Genomic DNA, 17027 nt, shown 5'->3' on the forward strand with positions numbered 1-17027 from the left:
GAGTGCGGCGGCATGGAAAGCGCACGATGCTGGCGCTGCCGGCCGCCGCGATCTCGTTCTTCGTTTCCTCCCTGCCCGCCTTTGCCGATCTCAAGCTCTGCAACCGCATGAGCTATGTGGTCGAGGCCGCGATCGGCATCGACGACAAGGCGGCCACCGCGACGCGAGGCTGGTTCCGGATCGATCCGGCCGCCTGCCGCGTGGTGCTGCAGGGCGCGCTGACCGCCGACCGTATCCTCCTGAATGCGCGGGCGCTCGGCGTCTATGGCGCCTCGCCGATCCCGCAGAACGGCAGCGACACGCTGTGCATCGCGCCCGACAATTTCGTCATCGCCGCTGCCCGCCAATGCCGCGGCAACCAGACGCCGGCGTCGTTCACCCAGATCACGCCGACGCGAACCGACGACGGCAACCTGGTCGCCTATCTCGCCGAGGATAGCGAATATGACGACGAGCAGGCGCGGCTCGCTGGCATCCAGCGGCTGCTCGTTATCGCCGGCTTTGACGCCGCCCCGATCGACGGCGTTGACGGGCCGAAGACGCAAGGAGCGCTGTCGGCGTTCTTGAAGAGCCGCGGGCTGTCAGCCGACATCGTGCAGTCGCAAAACTTCTTCGCCACCATGATCGAGGCGGTGCAGAAGCCGTCCTCCACCGGGCTGACCTGGTGCAACGACACGCCGCACAAGATCATGGCGGCGGTCGCCAGCGACGACGGCAAGGTGGTGACCAGCCGCGGCTGGTACCGCATCGATCCCGGAAAATGCCTGCATCCCGACGTGACCGGCCAGCCGAAACAGGTCTACAGCTTCGCCGAAGCCGTCGACGGCGAAAACCGCGCCGTCAGATACCGCGACAAGCCGCTCAACTGGGGCGGGGCGAAGGTGCTCTGCACGCGCGAGAGCAAGTTCGAGGTCTCCGAACAGGGCGATTGCGCCAGCCGCGGACTTGCGCCGATCGGTTTTGCGCCGGTCGATATGTCGAGCGGCGGCAAGACGCTGCGATTTGCGATGCCGTGATGATGATGCAATCTCGCCTCAAACTCTGTCCGTCATGCCCCGCAAAGGCGGGTGATGATCGCGAGGAGGTATGATGAATTCCCCCCGCCCCTTCAGCCACATCGACACCTGGGTGTTCGACCTCGACAACACGCTGTACCCACACCACGTCAATCTCTGGCAGCAGGTGGACGCGCGGATCGGCGAGTTCATCAGCGCGTTCCTGAAGGTATCGGCGGAAGAAGCCCGCGTGATCCAGAAGGACTACTACCGCCGCTACGGCACCAGCATGCGCGGCATGATGACCGAGCACGGCGTGCGCGCCGACGATTATCTGGCCTATGTACACCAGATCGATCACTCGCCGCTGGAGCCGAACCCGGCGATGGGTGCGGCGATTGCAAAGCTTCCGGGACGCAAGCTGATCCTGACCAACGGCTCGACCGAGCATGCCGGCGCGGTGCTGGCCCGGCTCGGCATTTCCCATCATTTCGAAGCGGTGTTCGATATCATCGCCGCCGAACTGGAGCCGAAGCCCGCGCCGCAGACCTATGACAGATTCTTGCGTATCCACGGCGTGGATCCGTTGAGGTCCGCGATCTTCGAAGACCTCGCCCGCAACCTCGTGGTGCCGCATCAGCTCGGCATGACCACCGTACTTGTCGTGCCCGACGGCGCCAAGGAGGTGGTGCGCGAGGATTGGGAGCTCGAAGGCCGCGATGCCGCCTATGTCGATCATGTCACGGATGATCTGACGGCGTTTTTGCAGCGGTTGGCGAGCGGCTAGGTACGTGGCAGCGCTATCTCAACTGTCATGCCCCGCGAAGGCGGGGCACCCAGTACGCCGCGGCCTTCGAAATGTCCCTCCGACGTCTCGGAGTACTGGATCACCCGCCTTCGCGGCTGATGACGGCCGAGCCTAACGACGACATCCCGCCTTGACTCCTCCTGCCCAAATCCCGAAAAAGCCCTTCACCTCCGCCCGAAAAGCCCAAGGAAATTCCGATGTCCATGTCCGCGCTCGAATCCACCGTCAATTCCGCCTTCGACGCCCGCGACGGCATTTCGACGTCGACCAAGGGCGAGGTTCGCGACGCCGTGGATTCCGCGCTCGAACTGCTCGACAAGGGCGAGGCCCGCGTCGCCGAGCGCGAGGCCAGCGGCAAGTGGAAGGTCAATCAATGGCTGAAGAAGGCGGTGCTGCTGTCGTTCCGCCTCAACGACATGGGCCAGATCTCAGGCGGCCCCGGCAAGGCGTCGTGGTGGGACAAGGTGCCCTCGAAGTTCGACGGCTGGGGCGAGAACCGCTTTCGCGACGCCGGCTTTCGCGCGGTGCCCGGCGCGATCGTGCGCCGCTCGGCCTTCATCGCGCGCAACGTCGTGCTGATGCCGTCTTTCGTCAATCTCGGCGCCTATGTCGATGAGTCAACCATGATCGACACCTGGTCGACGGTCGGAAGCTGCGCGCAGATCGGCAAGCGCGTGCACATTTCCGGCGGCGTCGGCATCGGCGGCGTGCTGGAGCCGCTGCAGGCCGAGCCCGTCATCGTCGAGGACGATTGTTTCATCGGCGCGCGAAGCGAGGTGGCGGAAGGCGTTATCGTGCGCAAGGGCGCGGTGCTGTCGATGGGCGTGTTCCTCGGCGCCTCCACCAAGATCGTCGACCGCGAGACCGGCGAGACGTTCATTGGGGAAGTTCCCGAGTACGCCGTCGTGGTGCCCGGCGCGCTGCCCGGCAAGCCCATGAAGAACGGCCAGATCGGCCCGTCCACCGCCTGCGCCGTGATCGTCAAGCGCGTCGACGAGCGCACCCGCGCCAAGACCAGCATCAACGAGCTGCTGCGGGATTGATCGAACCCGCGGGCGCTCAAGCCCCCCAGGGCGACGCGCGACCGCGCTGGGTCCCGCAGCGCGAGGTCGAAACGGCGCGCCATAAGGCTGGCCCGCCGCCGCTTTGGCGTGTTAAGCCGGGCTATGAATGACGCCGTTTCCATCACCCGCGACCTCGTCCGCTGCCCTTCCGTAACCCCTGCCGATGCCGGTGCGCTCGGCGTGCTTGAGCGGCTTTTGAAAGACGCCGGCTTCGAGGTGCACCGCGTCACCTTCGGCGAGCCCGGCACTGCCGATATCGACAACCTCTATGCGCGCATTGGCGACAGCGCGCCGCACATCACCTTTGCCGGCCACACCGACGTGGTGCCAGCCGGCGACGAGGCCGCGTGGAGCCACGGCGCGTTCTCCGGCGACATCAAGGACGGCTTCCTCTTCGGCCGCGGCGCGGTCGACATGAAGGGCGGCATCGCCTGCAGCGTCGCCGCCGTGCTGCAATATCTCGCCGACATCGGAGGCAAGCCGAAAGGCTCGATTTCGTTTCTGATCACCGGGGATGAAGAAGACATTTCGGTCAACGGCACCATCAAGCTTCTGAAGTGGTGCGCCGAGCGCGGCGAGAAATTCGATCATTGCGTGCTCGGCGAGCCTTCTAATGTCGAGGTGCTCGGCGACTGCATCAAGATCGGCCGCCGCGGCTCGCAATCCGGCACGCTTTATGTCGACGGCGTGCAGGGCCACGTCGCCTATCCGCACCGTGCGTCAAACCCGGTGCCGGATATTTCGCGGCTGATCGTGGCGCTCTCGGACGAGCCGCTAGATCACGGCAGCGCGCAGTTCCAGGCCTCCAACCTCGAATTCACGTCTGTCGATGTCGGCAACACGGCCAGCAATGTGATCCCCGGCCAGGCGCGGGCAAAATTCAATATCCGCTACAACGACAACCACACCCAGGAGACGCTGCGTGCGCTGGTCGAGGACCGGCTGACGAAAGCCTGCGGCAACCGCATTCGCGCCCGCATCGCCTGGGAATATTCCAACTCCAACGTGTTCGTGACCAAGCCCGGCGCCTTCACCGACCTTGCGGTGAGTGCGATCGAAGAAGTGACGGGACGCAAGCCCGAACTCTCGACGTCAGGCGGGACCTCGGACGCGCGCTTCATTTCGAGCTATTGCCCGGTGATCGAATTCGGCCTGGTCGGCCAGACCATGCACCAGGTCGACGAGCGCACGCCGGTGTCGGATTTGGAGAAGCTGACGAAGATCTATCGCGGCGTGCTGGACAGGTATTTTACCCAAGCCTAGCCCTCGCGGTCATCGTGCGAAGGCGGACGATCCAGTACGCCGAGACGTCTCGGCTCAATCACTGAAGCTGCGGCGTACTGGACACCCCGCCTTCGCGGGGTATGACGATGAGTATGTGGAGCGTCAGCTAATACTCCACCCGCACCAGATATAGCCCCTCCGGCGGCGCGACGGGGCCGCAGGCGGCGCGGTTGCGGGCGGCCAGCGCCGCGGCGAGATCATCCGCACTCCAGCGGCCTTCGCCGACCCAGACCAGCGAGCCGACCATTGAGCGGACCTGGCTGTGCAGGAACGATCGGGCCGAAGTGAGGATGGAAATCGCGTCGCCCTCCCTGATCACGTCCAGCTGATCGAGCGTCTTCTCCGGCGATTTCGCCTGGCACTCGGTATCGCGGAAGGTTGTAAAATCGTGCTTGCCGAGCAGCCGCTTCGCGGCGGCGTCCATCGCATCGGTGTCGAGATGCCGCGGCACCCGCCAGCTTCGCTTGATGTCGAGCGCGAGGTTGGCCCTGGTGTTGGCGATGCGATAGCGATAGTGCCGCCGCTTGGCGGAGAAGCGCGCCTCGAAATCATCAGGCACAATATCAGCCGAGAGCACGCCGATGGGGTGCGGGCGCAGATGAGCGTTCAGCCCGTCACGCAGGCGGCCCGGCGGAAACGGTTTTTCGATATCGCAATGCGCGACCTGCCCGAGCGCGTGGACGCCGGCGTCGGTGCGGCCGGAGCCGTGCACGCGCACGTCCTCGCCACAAATCGCCTTCACCGCGGCCTCCAGCGCGCCCTGCACGGTCGGCGCGTTGTCCTGGATCTGCCAGCCGGAGAACGGCGTGCCGTCATATTCGATGGTTAGTTTGTAACGGGGCATTTTTACTCGATGTCATCGTCCGCCACCCGGTCCGGCCTTTGGCCGGCCCGATGACAGGCTCCAGCGGATGATCCAGCACGCCGTGACGTCTCGGTTCAATCTCAAAGGCCGCGGCGTACTGGATACCCCGCCTTCGCGGGGTATGACAGCGTTAAGAGAGGCGCGCACCGGCCTTCAACGGCGTGCCGCGCAGGAAGTCGGCGGCCTTCATCCGGGCCTTGCCTTCGCGTTGCAGCTCCAGAATCCGGATGGCGCCCTCGGCGCAGGCAATGGTCAAGTTATCATCGAGCACTTCGCCCGACGTGCCAGAGCCTTTTGCCGGCTCGCATCGCAAAACCTTGATCCGCGCCGGCTCACCGTCGCCTGCGATCTCGCACCAGGCGCCGGGAAACGGCGACAGGCCGTGAATGTGCCTGAGCACCTCGCGCGCCGGCCGCTTCCAGTCGATCCGCGCCTCGGCCTTCTCGATCTTGGCAGCATAAGTGACGCCGTCCTCGCTTTGTTTGGTGAGCTGCAAGCCGCCGCGCTCCAGCCCGCCCATCGCGCGCACCATCAGGTCGGCGCCGAGCGGCGCCAGCGCATCGTGCAGATCGGCCGCGGTCATGGCGTCCGTAATCGGCAGCCGCTCGGCCATCGCGACGTCGCCGGTATCGAGGCCGACGTCCATCTTCATCACCATCACGCCGCTCTCGGCATCGCCGGCCATGATGGCACGGTTGATCGGCGCGGCGCCGCGCCAGCGCGGCAACAGCGAAGCGTGCAGATTGAAACAGCCGTAGCGCGGCGCATCGAGAATGGCCTGCGGCAGGATCATGCCGTAGGCGACCACGACAGCCGCGTCCGCATTATGGGCGCGGAATTCGGCGAGCGCTTCTGATGTCTTCAGCGTCGCTGGCGTCAGCACGGGAATGCCGAGCCGCCGCGCCTCCTGCTCGACCGGCGTCGGCTGCAACTTCATGCCTCGCCCGGCCGGTTTTGGCGCGCGGGTATAGACGGCCACGATCTCATGGCCATGGGCCACCAGTTCGAGCAGCGTCGGCACGGAAAAATCGGGCGTGCCCATGAAGATGAGACGAAGCGGCATGAGGTGGAATTCCCAAGACGATTTGATACTCCGTCATGCCCGGGCATAGTAGTCTGCCTTGCGCAGACTACGTACACTTGTCTGCGCTCCCGGGCATCCACGTCTTTCTTCCTCGCGGTCCCAAAGACGTGGATGGCCGGGACGAGCCCGGCCATGACGGCTGAGGCAGGGCAGACCTACCCCGTCGCGCGCTTGGCGGCCTTGGTGAACTTCTTCATCACGCGGTCGCGTTTCAGCTTCGACAGATAGTCGACGAACAGCACACCATTGAGGTGGTCGATCTCGTGCTGGATGCAGGTGGCGAACAGCCCGTCGGCGTCTTCCTCGTGCACCTTGCCGTCGAGATCGGTGAAGCGGATGCGCACCCGCGCCGGGCGCTCGACCTCCTCGTAATATTCGGGAATCGAGAGGCAGCCTTCCTCATAGACGGACAGTTCCTCGGACGCGGAAAGGATCTCCGGATTGATGAACACCCGCGGCTTCGGATTGGTCTCGCCATTCTCGTCCTTCTTGGCGAGGTCCATGGTGATCAGCCGCAGCGGCTGCGCGACCTGGATCGCCGCCAGCCCGATGCCGGGCGCATCGTACATGGTCTCGAACATGTCGTCGGCGAGCTTGCGGATCTCCGTCGTCACCTTCTCGACGGGCTTGGAGACGAGCCGGAGCTGCTTGTCCGGCAGGATGATGATTTCTCTGATGGCCATGATGTTTCTCTGGCGCGGGATTTAAGCCGCTGATCTGCCGGGGTCAATGCGCGGCGGAACACGTTAAGGCGGCCTTAACCATGATTTTTAAGGCGGCGTTAACCACGAAAATTAAGCGGTCATTTACCATAAATGTTCCCTCTTCGTTCGCGCTCGGCGGCGAATCGGGCTACAAGTTGGGCCATGAACGAAATTCTTCTGGAGGTCGGCGAGCTGCCGATTCACGTTGGCGAGGCGCTGGCCGCCTTTGGCGCGCTCACGCTGGTGCTGCTGCTGGCGATCGCCGTCATCATCGCCCGCTCGGGCCGCCGCGGCGCGGAACTGGCGATGGCGCAGGCGATTCGCGCCGACGAGCTCGAGGAGCGCCTCAGCGAGATGCTGCGGGCGCAGAGCGAATCGACCGGGCGGGTCGATGCGATGGCGCAGGCCCTGTCCGGCCGCCAGGCCGAGATGGCGCGTGCGGTCAACGAGCGGCTGGATTCGGTGACGCACCGGGTCGGGCAGTCGATGGAAGCGACCACGCGCCACACCATGGACAGCCTGCGCGTGCTGCACGAGCGGCTCGGCATCATCGACAACGCCCACAAGAACCTCACTGACCTGACCTCGCAGGTGACGACGCTGCGCGACGTGCTCGCCAACAAGCAGTCGCGCGGCGCCTTTGGCCAAGCCCGGATGGAGGCCATCGTGCAGGATGGCATGCCGCAGGGCTCCTACGAGTTCCAGTACACGCTGTCATCGGGCAAGCGGCCGGATTGCGTGGTGTTCCTGCCCGACCAGCGGCCGCTCTGCATCGACGCCAAATTTCCGCTGGAGGCGATGACCGCGCTGCACGATGCACGCACCGACGAGGAGCGCAAATTCGCCAGCCAGCGCCTGCGCAGCGACGTGATGAAGCATGTCAATGACATCGCCGAGAAATACCTGATCGCCGGCGAGACCCAGGATACCGCGCTGATGTTCGTGCCGTCGGAATCGGTCTATGCGGAAATTCACGACGGCTTTGACGACGTGATCCAGAAGGCCTACCGCGCCCGCGTCGTCCTGGTCTCGCCCTCGCTCCTGATGCTGGCGATCCAGGTGATGCAGCAGATCCTCAAAGACGCGCGCATGCGCGACGCCGCCGACCAGATCCGCACCGAAGTGCTCAACCTCGGCGACGATCTCGGCCGCCTGCGCGACCGCGTGCTGAAACTGCAGAAGCATTTTGGCGACGTCAACGAGGACGTCCGCCAGATCCTGATCTCCGCCGACAAGATCGAAAAGCGCGCGGGCCGGATCGAGGAGCTCGATTTCAGCAAGACCGACGCGCCGGCGGAAGCGCCACGTGTCGTCAAGGGCGCAACGGCCGAGTTATTCCCCGCCCCGCGCAAGCTGCAGGCGGGGGAGTAGTATTTGGCGCGCAGCTTTGTCCACATAACTGGCTGTCATCGCCCGGCCTTGTGCGCACTTGCGCACTAGGACCGGGCGACCCAGTATCCCAGAGGCGTTAGATGAGGGCACGCAGCTACTACGTCTACATTCTGGCCAACCGCATCGGCGGTACACTCTACATCGGCGTTACGAATCATTTGGTACGACGTGTTGGCGAGCATCGCCTTGAGTTGATGAAGGGCTTCACGAAGAAGTATGACGTGCACAAGCTGGTCTATTTCGAGCAATTCGAGGACATCGAGAATGCAATCAGCCGCGAGAAACGGCTGAAGAAATGGAATCGAGCGTGGAAAGTCCGTTGATCGAGGAACTGAATCCCAATTGGGACGACCTCTATCCAAGTATTGCCAGGCCTTGATCTCGTGAACGCAGTAAAGCCCTCCGCTGTCATCCCCCGCGAAGGCGGGGGATCCAGTACTCCGTGACCCTTATTATTGACAACTAATTTCGCGGAGTACTGGATCGTCCGCCTTCGCGGACGATGACAGTCATTGATTGGCGATGAGCGACGACAGCCTTTTGTTACAAAATCTGCTAACACCCCAGCATGACTGCACCCGAATCCACCGTTCCCGAAAAAGCCGCTGCCCCCGCCCCGACCTGGCGCGAGAGCCTTGCCGTGTACCTTCAGCCGCGCGTGCTGGTCGTGCTGATGCTTGGCTTTTCCTCCGGGCTGCCGCTGGCGCTGTCGGGCTCGACGCTCTTGGTGTGGATGCGGGAGTCCGGCGTCGACCTCGGCACCATCGGCCTGTTTGCGCTGGTGGGAACGCCCTACACGCTGAAGTTCCTGTGGGCGCCGCTGGTGGACGCGCTGCATGTGCCGATCTTCACGCGTGCGTTCGGCCGCCGCCGTGGGTGGCTGGTGTTCTCGCAACTGCTGCTGATCGGCGCGATCCTGCTGCTGGCGCTGACCGATCCTGCGCGCTCGCCGCTGTTCGTGGCGCTGGGCGCGCTGCTGGTAGCGACGATGTCGTCCACTCAGGACATCGTGGTCGATGCGTTTCGCGTCGAAAGCCTGCCCGAGAGCGAGCAGGCCGCGGGCATGGCGTCCTATGTCGCCGCCTATCGCATTGGAATGCTGGTCTCGACTGCGGGCGCCCTATTCATTGTGACGGGGTTCGAGAGCACGGGCATCACGCGCGGCGCTGCCTGGATGTGGGGCTATGTGGCGATGGCCGCGCTGGTGCTGATCGGCACGATCACCGCCCTGGTCGCGACTGAGCCCGACCAATCCGCGCGCGCGGAAGCTGCGACGCGCAGCGAAAGCGCATTCTCCCGCGTGTCGCATGCCGCGATCGGGGCGTTCTCCGAATTCCTGACCCGCCGCGATGCCTTCGCGGCGCTAGCCTTCGTGGTCTTGTTCAAGTTCACCGATGCGTTCTCCGGCACCATGACCGCGCCGTTCGTGATCGACCTCGGCTTCACGCGCAACGATTATGCCGCGATCGTCAAAGGCGTTGGGCTTGCCGCCACCCTGATCGGCGGCTTCGCGGGCGGGTTCGTGGCGCGGCGCTATTCGCTGGCGGCGAGCTTGTGGATCGGCGGCGTGCTGCAGGCGATCGCCAATCTCTCGTTCTCGTGGCTCGCCTTTGTCGGCGTCAACCAGTGGGCGTTGGCGTTCGCTATCACCGCGGAGAATTTCACCAGCGCCATCGGCACGGTGATCTTCGTCGCGTATCTGTCGGCGCTGTGCCGCAACCCGCTACACACCGCAACCCAATATGCACTACTTACGGCGCTCGCCGCGGTCGGGCGGACCTACCTATCCTCCGGTGCGGGCTATGTGGCGAAGGCGACGGGGTGGCCGATGTTTTTCGTGATCTGTGTATTGGTCGCGATCCCGAGCCTGATCCTGCTGGCCTGGTTGCAGCGCCGCGGACATTTCGAAGAGCTGGGACCGGTGAAGGTGTAGTTGGTGAAGGTGTAGTTGCGCACCGGCATCCGCAAAAACGCAGATGTCGTCCCCCGCGAAGGCGGGGGGTCCAGTATTCCAGAGACGGTGGTGGCAAGCGAAAGGGCGCGGCGTACTGGATCGCCCGGTCGGGCCGGGCGATGACAGCGGTGTTTGGTCGCTCTCACAGCAGCAACTCAATGCTTGGTCACCACGCTCCACTTCGTGATGACGGCTTCGCTCATTTGCCCGGCATCCTGCGCGCAGGCGACTTCGTCGACCTTGACGGAGATTTCCTTGCCGATGAAATTCTTCAGTTGCGCGGCCTGGGCGTCGCTGGTGGTGACGAGCTGGAAGGTTTCGGGGCCGGTTTCGAGATTGCAGAGGCCGTTCGGCGGCGGCAGCCGGCGCGGCTGGCTGGTGATCTGGTAAGTCTGCTGGCGCTTGGTCCGCTTGCTGCCCTTCATGGAAGTGAGTTCGCCGGACAAGACGTCGCCGGCATTGATCGGCTTGCCAGGCTTCGGCGCGGGCTCGCTTTGCTGCGCCCATGCGGAAGGCGCGACCAGGGCTGCGGCGATGATGAGCGCAAAGCGGGAGCGTCTGCCGAATCGTTTCGTCATGTCGATCAGTTCCGTAATCTTATGGGTTAGAACAGCGTTCGCTGCCGCATCGCTGCCGATAGCGTACCTTCATCGAGATAATCAAGCTCGCCACCGACCGGCACGCCATGCGCAAGCCGCGTTACCTTGACATTGGCATCTTGCAGAAGATCGGTGATGTAGTGGGCCGTCGTTTGGCCATCAACCGTCGCATTAAGGGCCAGAACGATTTCGCTGACTTGTGGTTCATGCGCACGGGCCACCAGCGCGTCGATGGTCAGGTCCTGCGGACCGACGCCGTCAAGTGGCGACAATGTGGCGCCGAGCACGTGATAGCGGCCGTTTGTCGCGTTGGCCCGCTCCAGCGCCCAGAGATCGGCGACGTCGGCGACCGCGACGATGGTGGAGGGATCGCGCCTGGGATCGGTGCACACCGTGCAGGGATTTTGCGTGTCGATATTGCCGCAGGTCTTGCAGACCTGGATGCGCTCGATCGCGACCTGCAGCGCGCCGGCCAGCGGCGTCATCAGCGCCTCGCGCTTCTTGATCAGGTGCAGCGCCGCGCGCCGCGCCGAACGCGGCCCGAGCCCCGGCAGGCGCGCCAGGAGCTGGATCAGGCGTTCGATTTCAGGGCCGGCAACGCTTGCTGCCATTTTAGCCGAGACCAAGCAGCCCGGGCGGCAGGCCGAGGCCGCCGGTCAGCGCCTGCATCTTCTCCTGCATCGCCAGTTCCGCCTTGCGCCGGGCGTCGCCATGCGCGGTCACCAGCAGGTCCTCGAGCACCTCGCGCTCTTCGGCCTTCATCAGCGACGGATCGATCTTGACGCCCTTCACTTCCATCTTCGCGGTCATGCGCACGGCAACCAGTCCGCCGCCGGAAATGCCCTCGACCTCGACATTGCCGAGCTCTTCCTGCATCGCCTGCATCTTGGATTGCAGTTGCGCCGCCTGCTTCATCATGCCGAGAAAATCAGCCATTCATCCGTCCTCTCGAGAGTCCGATCAATCGTCGTCGCCGTCGGAAGTCTCGTTCAACTCTTCAGCGTTAATATTGGATTCCGGCGGCTCGGCGGCAAGCCGGCGCACTTCGATGACCTTGGCGCCGGGAAACCGCGTCAGCACCTCCTGCACCCGCGGGTCGGCCTCCGCGGCGCGGGCATGCTCGTTCCGCGCCTGCTCGTTTTGCGAGCGCAGCGTCGGCTGGCCGGGCTCGTTGGAGACGATCACGGTCCAGCGCCGGCCCGTCCACAGTTCCAGCTTGCGGGAGAGGTCGTTGACCAGCCCCCGCGCCGCGACGCGTTCCAGCGCCACTTCCAGCCGCCCGTCCTCGAAACGGACCAGGCGCATGTCGGCCTCCAGCGCCGCCTTGGTCAGGACATCGCGTTTCTCGGCGGCGAGCGCCACCAGTTGCGGAAAACTGTTGATCCGCAGCACGGGCGCGGATTCGGCCTGGGCCGACGGCGCCATCTGCGGGCGTGCGGAGGTCTCCGCACCGGAACGGGGCGAAGCCGGCGTCCGCATCGGCGAAACGGACATCGAAGCGACCGGAGCAGCCGGGGCAGCCCGTGACGGCGCCGCGCCGGCGGAAGCGATCGGTGCGCCCCCGCCGTTCTGATCGAGCATCCGGATCGCTTCGTCCGGGGTCGGCAGGTCGGCGACATAGGCGATGCGGACCAGCACCATTTCAGCCGCCGCCGCCGGCCGCGTCGCGGTCTGCACCTCGGCGATGCCCTTGAGCAGCATCTGCCACATCCGCGACAGCACCCGCATCGACAGTTTCGCGGCAAATTCCCGGGCACGCACCCGTTCGGTCTCGCCGAACGCCACATTGTCGGCGGTCGCCGGGACGATCTTCACCCGGGTGACGAAATTGACGAATTCGGCGAGGTCGGACAGCACCACGACCGGATCGGCGCCGACGTCATATTGCGAGCGGAATTCACCGAAGGCGCTGGCGATATCGCCGCGCGCCAGGTGCTCGAACAGGTCGATCACCCGGGTGCGGTCGGCCAGCCCCAGCATCTGCCGCACCGCGTCGGCGCGCACGGTGCCTGCGGCGTGGGCAATCGCCTGGTCGAACAAGGACAGCGAATCACGCACCGAGCCTTCCGCGGCGCGGGCAATGATGCCAAGCGCCTCTGGCTCGACCTCGACGCATTCCTTCTTCGCGATATTCGACAGGTGCCCCATCAGCACGTCCGCCTCGACCCGGCGCAGGTCGAACCTTTGGCAGCGCGACAGCACGGTGACCGGGACTTTGCGGATTTCCGTGGTGGCGAATACGAATTTGGCGTGCTCGGGCGGCTCCTCCAGCGTCTTCAGGAAGGCGTTGAAGGCCGCCGTCGACAGCATGTGGACTTCGTCGATGATGTAGACCTTGTAGCGGGCACTGGCCGGCGCATAGCGCACGCTGTCATTGATCTGGCGGACATCGTCGACGCCGGTATGGGACGCGGCGTCCATTTCCAGGATGTCCATGTGCCGGCTTTCCATGATCGCCTGGCAGTGCACGCCGAGGTCGGGCATGTGGATGGTCGGCCCCTTCACCGAACCATCCGCCTTCTCATAGTTGAGCGCGCGGGCGAGGATTCGCGCCGTGGTGGTTTTGCCGACGCCGCGGACGCCGGTCAGGATCCAGGCCTGCGGAATGCGCCCGGTTTCGAATGCATTCGAAACGGTGCGGACCATGGCCTCCTGGCCGATCAGGTCTTCGAAGCTGGAGGGGCGGTATTTGCGTGCCAGCACCCGGTACGGCTTGGCAGCCTCGTTGCCGAGACCCAAGCCACCGTCTGACTTGTCGGGGGGAGCGCCAGCATCACTCATCGGTCGATCCGCAATTGATTGTCTCTCGGGGCCGGCTTGCGGATAGGACGCAATCGAGCGCATGGCGGCGGACCCGGCCGCTTTCATGCGCGATTTGCTCGAAAAACAGGTAGGAGACTGACGAGCGACCCGATCCGGACCTCGTTAGGGCTGCTTCCTTCCGGACCTGACCCGGTTGGCGAGTGGCTCGTCCACCGCCAATCTCCCGGTCCCTATTTGGGGCCAAAAGGCCCGGAAAGCAAGCGGGGCTTTCCCCTGTCATGCCCCTCGCGTTTCCCTGTCATACCCCGTGTTTCCCTGTCATACCCCGTGAAGGCGGGGTATCCAGTACGCGGCGACCTATCAGTAAAACGGAACGGCCGCGGCGTACTGGATCATCCGCTTTCGCGGATGATGACACCTTGATATGAAATTGCGCGAGTGCCCTACGGACGGCACTTTGGTAGGCCCGACATGCGTCGGGCACGGGAACCCTTGATGCCCTCTGACGCCTGGTCGCTGCACTCCCAGCTCAAGAAAGACACGATCGATATCGGCGACCTGCCGCTGAGCAAGGTGCTGGTCATCAAGGACGCGCATTACCCCTGGCTCTTGCTGGTGCCGCGCCGGGAAGGGGCGGTGGAAATCATCGACCTCGACGAAGTCGCGCAGGCGCAGCTGATGACCGAAATTTCCCGGGTGTCGCGGGCGCTCAAAGAGATCACCAAATGCGACAAGCTCAATGTCGCGGCGCTCGGCAATCTGGTGCCGCAGTTGCACGTCCATATCATCGCGCGGCGCACCAGCGACGCGGCCTGGCCGCGCCCAGTCTGGGGCGTGATGCCGCCGCTGGCGCATGACGCCGAGGAAGTTCAGAATTTCATCAACGCGCTTCGCCGCAAGATCTGGTTGGATTGAACAGATGTCCGCATTCGACAAATATCCATTAGGCAAGCCCGCTTTCGTTACCCACACGCTCGATCGCGCCGCGCATTTCCGCACCAATGACGAAAAACTGTTTGCGCTGGAAGGCCAGAGCAATGCGCGGGCCTATGTGGTCTACCGCGACTCGCTGGTCATCAAGCAGGAGGAGAGCGGTCCCCGCGCGCTGCTCTCGATCAAGGAAGCGCTCGACTACGGCGCCAATGCCGGCACGATCTTCTTAGGCCTGCGCGATGGCGCGCCGGTGTTCGGCATGGGCATGTCGCCGGCTGCTGCGGAAAAGCTGATCGGCCGCAGCGATGTCGCGATAACGGAATTGCGCGGCATGGCGATGCAGGGCGTGCTGCCGCTGGAGCAGTTGTCGGCCATCGCGATGGCGAAATCGCTGGTGGGCTGGCACCAGCGCCACGGCTTCTGCGCCAACTGCGGCGCGCGCACCGCGATGAAGGAAGGCGGCTGGAAGCGCGAATGCGCCAGCTGCAAGGCCGAGCATTTCCCGCGCACCGATCCGGTCGTGATCATGTTCGTCAGCCTGGGCGACAAGGCGCTGCTCGGCCGCCAGAAGCAGTTCATGCCCGGCATGTATTCCTGCCTCGCCGGCTTCGTCGAAGCCGCGGAGACGATCGAGGACGCCGTGCGCCGCGAGATTTTCGAGGAATCCGGCATCCGCGTCACCGACGTGAACTACTACATGACGCAGCCCTGGCCCTATCCGTCATCCCTGATGATCGGCTGCACGGCGCGCGCGATCAGCGAGGAGATCGTCGTCGACCGCGTCGAGCTCGAGGATGCACGCTGGTTCGACCGCGCTGAACTGGCGCTCATGCACAAGCGCCAGCATCCCGATGGCCTGTTCGCCGCGCATCCCTTTGCCATCGCGCATCATCTGATCGGCCAGTGGCTGCACGGCGGCGGCAATAAGGGCGGCTAGCAGGGAACCGACATCGGCTTGCCCGATTACCCTGTTCGATTGGCTTGCTCGATGGGCTTGGGGCTTTCAACGGACATGACGGGTCCACGCATGAATTTTCAAGACAAAGCGCCGAAAACACCTCCCCGCATCCTCTGCATCGGCATGCCGGTGCGCGACCTGACCTTTCATACCCCGGGCGTTCCCGGGCGTGGTTCCAAGGAGAACGCCACCGCCTTCGACGAAATCTGCGGCGGCAACGCGCTCAACGGCGCGATCGGCATCGCGCGGCTCGGCGGCCGTGCGTCGATCTGCGGACCGATGGGCGACGCCAAGGAGACTTCGAGCCGCTTCATCTTCGACCAGATGGCGCATGAGGGCATCGAGACCAGGCATCTCATTCACATGCCTGGGCTGGTGACGCCGATCTCGGCGGTCATGATCGATCCTTCCGGCGAGCGCACCATCGTGACCTTCCGCGATCCAAAACTGTGGCATGTGAAACTGCCCGATTTCGACATGCTGCTGAACGATTGCGCCGCCATCCTCACCGAGAGCCGCTGCGCGGAATTCTGCACCGAGTTGTGCGCCGAGGCCGTCCGGCGCGGCATCCCTGTCATCGTCGACGTCGACCGGGCGATGTCGCTGCGCGAGGGCCTGCTCAACGCTTCCACGCATTTGGTGTTCTCCAGCGAGCCGCTGCAGGAGACCGCAGACGTCACCGACGACGCCCAGGCGCTGAAGAAGATCGCCAAATTGACCCCCTCCTTCCTGGCCGGGACCCGCGGTCCGCGGGGGACGATCTGGCTCGACGAGAAGGGGGAGATTCAGGAGACCCCGGCCTTCCCGGTCCATACGGTGGATACGCTCGGCGCCGGCGACGTCTTCCATGGCGCCTTTGCGCTCGCCATCACCGAAAAGCAGGAGCTGCGGCAGGCGCTCCGTTTCGCCTCGGCCGCCGCGGCGCTGAAATGTACCCGCTTCGGAGGCGCCTTCGCAGCCCCGCAACGTGCTGAAGTTGAAGAGCTTTTGAGCCACGGCAAGGTTGCTGGCCAGGCCTCCGCGGGACGCTAGCAGGGCTTGCTATAGAAGAATTTTCTATATATGAGGATATCAAACCTCCTCTATGGAACATTCTTCTCATGACCGACCTAGCCGTTCAGCTCCCTGAAGCCAACCGCCGCCTGGACGCCATCGATCGCAAGATCCTGACCGTCCTGCAGGAGGACGCCTCCCTGTCGGTCGCCGAGATCGGCGACCGGGTCGGACTGTCCTCGACGCCGTGCTGGAAGCGCATCCAGCGGCTGGAGGCCGACGGCGTGATCCTGCGCCGGGTGGCGCTGGTCGACCAGAACAAGATCGGGCTCGGCATTTCCGTGTTCGTCTCGGTCGAGAGCAACGACCATTCCGACGCCTGGCTGCGCAAATTCGCCGACGCCGTCAGCGCCATGCCCGAGGTGATGGAATTCTATCGGATGGCCGGCGACGTCGATTATATGCTGCGCGTCGTGGTCGCCGACATGGCGAGCTATGATGTCTTCTACAAGAAATTGATCAGCGCCGTGCCGCTGAAGAACGTCACCTCGCGCTTTGCGATGGAGAAGATCAAGTCGGTGACCGCGCTGCCCGTGCCGGCGGCGTAGCTCGCATCCACACATTCGCTGTC

The 17027-nt window shown here is 64.4% G+C and carries 17 protein-coding genes, 1 other RNA gene and 1 pseudogene; 11 read left to right on the top strand and 8 right to left on the bottom strand.

Annotation, left to right across the window (positions count from 1 at the left end; genetic code table 11):
* Positions 1-29: 29 nt before the first annotated feature.
* From RX331_RS36140 to dapE, 4 genes are all read left to right on the top strand, one after another.
* Positions 30-1016 (top strand): DUF1036 domain-containing protein, encoded by a 987-nt coding sequence (locus tag RX331_RS36140; protein WP_317258327.1) that lies wholly within the window; start codon positions 30-32, stop codon positions 1014-1016.
* Between the two features lie 70 nt (positions 1017-1086).
* Entirely contained in the window at positions 1087-1782 is a 696-nt protein-coding gene (locus tag RX331_RS36145; RefSeq protein ID WP_317254332.1) for a pyrimidine 5'-nucleotidase, read from the top strand.
* A 218-nt stretch (positions 1783-2000) separates the two neighbouring features.
* Entirely contained in the window at positions 2001-2846 is an 846-nt protein-coding gene (dapD, locus tag RX331_RS36150; protein WP_317254333.1) for a 2,3,4,5-tetrahydropyridine-2,6-dicarboxylate N-succinyltransferase, read from the top strand.
* Positions 2847-2969: 123 nt separating this feature from the next.
* Positions 2970-4130 carry a succinyl-diaminopimelate desuccinylase gene (gene dapE / locus RX331_RS36155; RefSeq protein WP_317254334.1) on the top strand — a complete coding sequence of 387 codons (1161 nt, stop codon included), beginning with the start codon at positions 2970-2972 and terminating at the stop codon, positions 4128-4130.
* A gap of 127 nt (positions 4131-4257) precedes the next feature.
* On the opposite strand, the gene truA is transcribed toward dapE, so the two are convergent.
* The 3 genes from truA to def all read right to left on the bottom strand — a co-directional run bounded on the left by truA (position 4258) and on the right by def (position 6783).
* Positions 4258-4995: a tRNA pseudouridine(38-40) synthase TruA gene (truA, locus tag RX331_RS36160; RefSeq protein ID WP_317254335.1), complete on the bottom strand. Its 738-nt coding sequence runs from the start codon at positions 4993-4995 to the stop codon at positions 4258-4260.
* 151 nt (positions 4996-5146) lie between these two features.
* Positions 5147-6079 (bottom strand): methionyl-tRNA formyltransferase, encoded by a 933-nt coding sequence (gene fmt, locus RX331_RS36165; RefSeq protein ID WP_317254336.1) that lies wholly within the window; start codon positions 6077-6079, stop codon positions 5147-5149.
* Between the two features lie 176 nt (positions 6080-6255).
* On the bottom strand, positions 6256-6783 hold the full coding sequence (gene def, locus RX331_RS36170) for a peptide deformylase (protein ID WP_317254337.1): 528 nt from the start codon (positions 6781-6783) through the stop codon (positions 6256-6258).
* 183 nt (positions 6784-6966) lie between these two features.
* Here def and RX331_RS36175 point away from each other — a divergent pair, with 183 nt between their 5' ends.
* The 3 genes and pseudogenes from RX331_RS36175 to RX331_RS36185 all read left to right on the top strand — a co-directional run bounded on the left by RX331_RS36175 (position 6967) and on the right by RX331_RS36185 (position 10129).
* On the top strand, positions 6967-8175 hold the full coding sequence (locus tag RX331_RS36175; RefSeq protein WP_317254338.1) for a DNA recombination protein RmuC: 1209 nt from the start codon (positions 6967-6969) through the stop codon (positions 8173-8175).
* A 101-nt stretch (positions 8176-8276) separates the two neighbouring features.
* A pseudogene (locus tag RX331_RS36180) lies at positions 8277-8575 on the top strand (GIY-YIG nuclease family protein).
* A 189-nt stretch (positions 8576-8764) separates the two neighbouring features.
* Positions 8765-10129 carry an AmpG family muropeptide MFS transporter gene (locus RX331_RS36185; RefSeq protein WP_317254339.1) on the top strand — a complete coding sequence of 455 codons (1365 nt, stop codon included), beginning with the start codon at positions 8765-8767 and terminating at the stop codon, positions 10127-10129.
* 176 nt (positions 10130-10305) lie between these two features.
* Here RX331_RS36185 and RX331_RS36190 read toward each other — a convergent pair whose 3' ends face one another.
* The 5 genes from RX331_RS36190 to ffs form a co-directional block, all read right to left on the bottom strand.
* The gene (locus tag RX331_RS36190) at positions 10306-10728 is read right to left on the bottom strand and encodes a hypothetical protein (protein WP_317254340.1); all 423 of its coding nucleotides are present in this window, start codon (positions 10726-10728) and stop codon (positions 10306-10308) included.
* A gap of 26 nt (positions 10729-10754) precedes the next feature.
* On the bottom strand, positions 10755-11360 hold the full coding sequence (gene recR, locus RX331_RS36195) for a recombination mediator RecR (RefSeq protein WP_317254341.1): 606 nt from the start codon (positions 11358-11360) through the stop codon (positions 10755-10757).
* A 1-nt stretch (position 11361) separates the two neighbouring features.
* Positions 11362-11685: a YbaB/EbfC family nucleoid-associated protein gene (locus RX331_RS36200; protein WP_283030646.1), complete on the bottom strand. Its 324-nt coding sequence runs from the start codon at positions 11683-11685 to the stop codon at positions 11362-11364.
* A gap of 24 nt (positions 11686-11709) precedes the next feature.
* The gene (locus tag RX331_RS36205; RefSeq protein ID WP_317254342.1) at positions 11710-13530 is read right to left on the bottom strand and encodes a DNA polymerase III subunit gamma/tau; all 1821 of its coding nucleotides are present in this window, start codon (positions 13528-13530) and stop codon (positions 11710-11712) included.
* A 109-nt stretch (positions 13531-13639) separates the two neighbouring features.
* Positions 13640-13736: signal recognition particle sRNA small type (ffs, locus tag RX331_RS36210), an RNA gene on the bottom strand.
* Positions 13737-14007: 271 nt separating this feature from the next.
* On the opposite strand from ffs, the gene RX331_RS36215 reads away from it, so the two are divergent.
* The 4 genes from RX331_RS36215 (at position 14008) to RX331_RS36230 (ending at position 17004) form a co-directional block, all read left to right on the top strand.
* Positions 14008-14427 (top strand): HIT family protein, encoded by a 420-nt coding sequence (locus RX331_RS36215; RefSeq protein WP_317254343.1) that lies wholly within the window; start codon positions 14008-14010, stop codon positions 14425-14427.
* 4 nt (positions 14428-14431) lie between these two features.
* Positions 14432-15382 carry an NAD(+) diphosphatase gene (gene nudC, locus RX331_RS36220; RefSeq protein ID WP_317254344.1) on the top strand — a complete coding sequence of 317 codons (951 nt, stop codon included), beginning with the start codon at positions 14432-14434 and terminating at the stop codon, positions 15380-15382.
* A 90-nt stretch (positions 15383-15472) separates the two neighbouring features.
* A complete protein-coding gene (locus RX331_RS36225) occupies positions 15473-16435 on the top strand; it encodes a sugar kinase (RefSeq protein ID WP_317254345.1) in 963 nt (320 codons plus the stop codon).
* Between the two features lie 68 nt (positions 16436-16503).
* Positions 16504-17004, top strand: a complete 501-nt coding sequence (locus tag RX331_RS36230) for an Lrp/AsnC family transcriptional regulator (RefSeq protein ID WP_317254346.1) — start codon at positions 16504-16506, stop codon at positions 17002-17004.
* Positions 17005-17027 lie beyond the last annotated feature (23 nt).

This window comes from Bradyrhizobium sp. BWA-3-5 (assembly GCF_032917985.1).
Classification (GTDB): domain Bacteria; phylum Pseudomonadota; class Alphaproteobacteria; order Rhizobiales; family Xanthobacteraceae; genus Bradyrhizobium.

What these genes read in the sequence shown, in the direction of transcription:
- RX331_RS36205 (WP_317254342.1), bottom strand. Translation starts at nt 13,530, where the DNA reads ATGAGTGATGCTGGCGCTCCCCCCGACAAGTCAGACGGTGGCTTGGGT.
- RX331_RS36200 (WP_283030646.1), bottom strand. Translation starts at nt 11,685, where the DNA reads ATGGCTGATTTTCTCGGCATGATGAAGCAGGCGGCGCAACTGCAATCC.
- RX331_RS36215 (WP_317254343.1), top strand. Translation starts at nt 14,008, where the DNA reads ATGCCCTCTGACGCCTGGTCGCTGCACTCCCAGCTCAAGAAAGACACG.
- RX331_RS36230 (WP_317254346.1), top strand. Translation starts at nt 16,504, where the DNA reads ATGACCGACCTAGCCGTTCAGCTCCCTGAAGCCAACCGCCGCCTGGAC.
- recR (WP_317254341.1), bottom strand. Translation starts at nt 11,360, where the DNA reads ATGGCAGCAAGCGTTGCCGGCCCTGAAATCGAACGCCTGATCCAGCTC.
- RX331_RS36185 (WP_317254339.1), top strand. Translation starts at nt 8,765, where the DNA reads ATGACTGCACCCGAATCCACCGTTCCCGAAAAAGCCGCTGCCCCCGCC.
- dapE (WP_317254334.1), top strand. Translation starts at nt 2,970, where the DNA reads ATGAATGACGCCGTTTCCATCACCCGCGACCTCGTCCGCTGCCCTTCC.
- def (WP_317254337.1), bottom strand. Translation starts at nt 6,783, where the DNA reads ATGGCCATCAGAGAAATCATCATCCTGCCGGACAAGCAGCTCCGGCTC.
- RX331_RS36175 (WP_317254338.1), top strand. Translation starts at nt 6,967, where the DNA reads ATGAACGAAATTCTTCTGGAGGTCGGCGAGCTGCCGATTCACGTTGGC.
- truA (WP_317254335.1), bottom strand. Translation starts at nt 4,995, where the DNA reads ATGCCCCGTTACAAACTAACCATCGAATATGACGGCACGCCGTTCTCC.
- dapD (WP_317254333.1), top strand. Translation starts at nt 2,001, where the DNA reads ATGTCCATGTCCGCGCTCGAATCCACCGTCAATTCCGCCTTCGACGCC.
- fmt (WP_317254336.1), bottom strand. Translation starts at nt 6,079, where the DNA reads ATGCCGCTTCGTCTCATCTTCATGGGCACGCCCGATTTTTCCGTGCCG.
- RX331_RS36145 (WP_317254332.1), top strand. Translation starts at nt 1,087, where the DNA reads ATGATGAATTCCCCCCGCCCCTTCAGCCACATCGACACCTGGGTGTTC.
- RX331_RS36190 (WP_317254340.1), bottom strand. Translation starts at nt 10,728, where the DNA reads ATGACGAAACGATTCGGCAGACGCTCCCGCTTTGCGCTCATCATCGCC.
- RX331_RS36225 (WP_317254345.1), top strand. Translation starts at nt 15,473, where the DNA reads ATGAATTTTCAAGACAAAGCGCCGAAAACACCTCCCCGCATCCTCTGC.
- nudC (WP_317254344.1), top strand. Translation starts at nt 14,432, where the DNA reads ATGTCCGCATTCGACAAATATCCATTAGGCAAGCCCGCTTTCGTTACC.